Source organism: Pseudomonas sp., from assembly GCF_049645325.1.
GTDB lineage: Bacteria > Pseudomonadota > Gammaproteobacteria > Pseudomonadales > Pseudomonadaceae > Aquipseudomonas.
On the sequence record NZ_JBARTQ010000041.1, the window covers coordinates 1 to 3,843 of the forward strand.

Below are 3,843 nucleotides of genomic sequence, written 5' to 3' on the forward strand. Positions count from 1 at the left end.
ATTGAGGATTAGGGTGCAGAGCGGCCGGATAGACGGTTTTGTAGGACGTCAATAAATCGTGCGCAGGCGTCGAAACGGGCCCTCAATGAAATAATGTATCTTTTATTAATAAGTACATTTTGGTGCAGAAAAGTAACAATCTCGCCCTCAGGGCCCCAAAAAAGTGCCACCGACGTGGCGCGGAGTGACAGGCGCAACTATGAGAGAATCCTCGGCCACCTTCCCCTACGCCTCAGAACTCCTGACCCAGAGAAGCAGATGAAAACAGTGCCCGCCTCGGCTTCCCGTTACGCGATGATTCACAAAGTGTTGCGTGACGCGATCGTCAACGGCACCGCCCGGCATGGGCTGGTGCTGCTGGAAGCGCCGCTGGCTGAGTTGTTCGGCACCAGCCGCGTGCCGGTGCGCCGGGCGCTGGACCTGCTGCATGACGAAGGGCTGATCTGCCGTTTCAATGGCCGCGGTTACCTGATCAACCCCGAAGGCCTGGCCATGGAGCCGTTGCGCCTGCCCCTGAGCCATGCGCACCTGGGCCTGAACGGCGAGGCTGAACTGGTCGACACGCGGCCGCTCGGCGAGCGGATTGTCGAGGAGATCGGCGCGGCGTTGTCCACCTGCATTGCCTTCGGCCATTACCGCCTGGATGAACAGGCCGCCGCCGACCACTACGGCGTCAGCCGCGCGGTGGTGCGCGAAGCGCTGATGCGCCTGCGTGACCGTGGCCTGGTGGAAAAAGAGCCCTACTCCCAGTGGCTGGCCGGGCCGCTGACCGCGCGGGAAGTCACTGAAGACTACGAACTGCGCGCCTGCCTGGAACCCGAAGCCTTGCGCCAGAGCGCGCCGAACCTCGACCGCGAGATGCTCGAAGCCATGTTGCAGCGTGTGCTGGACGCCCAGCAAAGCCCGCACTGCAGCCTGGAGGCCATCGAAGCGATCGAAGAGGACTTGCACCAACGCTGCCTCGCCGGCCTGCAAAACCGCAAGATCGCCGCGCTGATCCGCCAGGGCCAGAGCCCGATGATCATCAGCCGAATTTTTTACCGTTTACTGGGGATCGGCGCTGATCCGGCCATGCTCGCCGAACATCGGTTGATACTTGAACTGTTGCTGCATGGGGCTTTTGATGCGGCGGCGTTGAACCTGCGTGAGCATTTGCAACGGGCACGGCAGCGGATGTTGCAGCGTTTGAAGGTGTTGTCGGTGCTGCCGGAGCAACCGTTGCCGAGTTATCTGCACAAGATCAGCTGACGGTCTGCGGCGCTTTCGAAAATTTTGTGCAATATGTTGCTATCTCACGCCCGCCATTGAAACCACCGCTGCGCCGCCCCATCTAACCTCCATACTTCCTTATGCAGGTGCCCCATGAGCGACCAGCAAGAATTCCCGGACATCGACCTCAACGATTACGCCGACCCCGAAAACGCTGAACACCACGCTTCGTCCAATACCGGCCTGGCCCTGCCTGGGCAAAACCTGCCGGACAAGGTCTACATCATCCCGATCCACAACCGCCCGTTCTTCCCGGCGCAAGTGCTGCCGGTAATCGTCAATGAAGAGCCGTGGGCCGAGACCCTGGAACTGGTGAGCAAATCCGACCACCATTCCCTTGCGCTGTTTTTCATGGAGACCCCGCCGGAAGACCCGCGCCACTTCGACACCTCCGCCCTGCCGCTGTACGGCACGCTGGTGAAGGTGCATCACGCCAGCCGCGAGAACGGCAAGCTGCAATTCGTCGCCCAGGGCCTGACCCGCGTACGCATCAAGACCTGGCTCAAGCACCACCGTCCGCCGTACCTGGTAGAAGTTGAATACCCGCACCAGCCGACCCAGCCGACCGACGAGGTCAAGGCCTACGGCATGGCGCTGATCAATGCGATCAAGGAACTGCTGCCGCTCAACCCGCTGTACAGCGAAGAGCTGAAGAACTACCTCAACCGTTTCAGCCCCAACGACCCGTCGCCGCTCACCGACTTCGCCGCCGCGCTGACGTCAGCCACCGGTAACGAGTTGCAGGAAGTGCTGGACTGCGTGCCCATGCTCAAGCGCATGGAAAAAGTGTTGCCGATGCTGCGCAAGGAAGTCGAAGTCGCGCGCCTGCAAAAGGAAATCTCCGCCGAGGTGAACCGCAAGATCGGTGAGCACCAGCGCGAGTTCTTCCTCAAGGAACAGCTCAAGGTCATCCAGCAGGAGCTGGGCCTGACCAAGGACGACCGCAGCGCCGACGTCGAACAGTTCGAACAACGCCTGGTGGGCAAAGTGTTGCCGAACCAGGCGCAGAAGCGCATCAACGAAGAGATGAACAAACTGTCGATCCTGGAAACGGGTTCGCCGGAATACGCCGTGACCCGCAACTACCTCGACTGGGCGACCTCAGTGCCGTGGGGCGTGTATGGCGAGGACAAACTCGACCTCAAACACGCGCGCAAGGTGCTGGATAAACACCACGCGGGCCTGGACGACATCAAGAGTCGCATCCTCGAATTCCTCGCGGTGGGCGCTTATAAAGGCGAAGTCGCCGGCTCCATCGTGCTGCTCGTGGGCCCGCCGGGCGTGGGCAAGACCAGCGTCGGTAAATCCATCGCCGAGTCCCTGGGCCGGCCGTTCTACCGTTTCAGCGTCGGCGGCATGCGCGACGAGGCCGAGATCAAGGGCCATCGCCGCACCTACATCGGCGCGATGCCGGGCAAGCTGGTGCAGGCGCTCAAAGATGTGGAAGTGATGAACCCGGTGATCATGCTCGACGAGATCGACAAGATGGGCCAGAGCTTCCAGGGCGACCCGGCGTCGGCGCTCCTGGAAACCCTCGACCCGGAGCAGAACGTCGAATTCCTCGATCACTACCTGGACCTGCGTCTGGACCTGTCCAAAGTGCTGTTCGTGTGCACCGCCAACACCCTGGACTCGATCCCCGGCCCGTTGCTGGACCGCATGGAAGTGATTCGCCTGTCGGGCTATATCACCGAAGAAAAAGTCGCCATCGCCAAGCGCCACCTGTGGCCGAAACAGTTGAACAAGGCCGGCGTGTCGAAAAACAGCCTGTCGATCAGCGACGGCGCCTTGCGCGCGTTGATCGACGGTTACGCCCGTGAAGCCGGAGTGCGCCAGTTGGAGAAACAACTGGGCAAACTGGTGCGCAAGGCCGTGGTCAAGCTGCTGGATGAGCCGGACTCGGTGATCAAAATCGGCAACAAGGACCTGGAAAGCTCCCTGGGCATGCCGGTGTTCCGCAACGAGCAAGTGCTGTCCGGCACCGGGGTGATCACAGGCCTGGCCTGGACCAGCATGGGTGGCGCGACATTGCCGATTGAAGCGACGCGCATCCACACGCTCAATCGCGGCTTCAAGCTCACCGGGCAGCTGGGCGAAGTGATGAAAGAGTCCGCCGAAATTGCCTACAGCTACATCAGTTCCAACCTGAAGTCGTTTGGCGGTGATCCGAAGTTCTTCGACGAAGCCTTCGTGCACTTGCACGTGCCGGAAGGTGCCACGCCCAAAGACGGCCCGAGCGCCGGGGTGACCATGGCCAGTGCGCTGCTGTCGCTGGCGCGTAACCAGCCGCCGAAAAAAGGTGTGGCGATGACCGGCGAACTGACCCTGACCGGGCATGTGCTGCCGATTGGCGGGGTGCGCGAGAAGGTGATTGCAGCGCGGCGCCAGAAGATTCATGAGCTGATCTTGCCGGAGCCGAACCGTGGCAGCTTCGAAGAGCTGCCGGAGTACCTCAAGGAAGGCATGACCGTGCACTTTGCCAAGCGCTTTGCGGACGTGGCGAAGGTGTTGTTCTGATAGTTCTCTAGTGCCTGAGCCGGCCTCTGTGGTGAGCAGGCTTGCCCTGCGCTGGGC

The 3,843-nt window shown here is 61.4% G+C and carries 2 protein-coding genes; both read left to right on the forward strand.

The window, feature by feature from the left end:
* Nucleotides 1-258: 258 nt before the first annotated feature.
* Nucleotides 259-1,248, forward strand: coding sequence for a GntR family transcriptional regulator (locus WBB95_RS01790; protein WP_424486021.1), 990 nt, complete (start codon nt 259-261; stop codon nt 1,246-1,248).
* Between the two features lie 114 nt (nt 1,249-1,362).
* A complete protein-coding gene (lon, locus tag WBB95_RS01795) occupies nt 1,363-3,786 on the forward strand; it encodes an endopeptidase La (protein ID WP_424486022.1) in 2,424 nt (807 codons plus the stop codon).
* Nucleotides 3,787-3,843 lie beyond the last annotated feature (57 nt).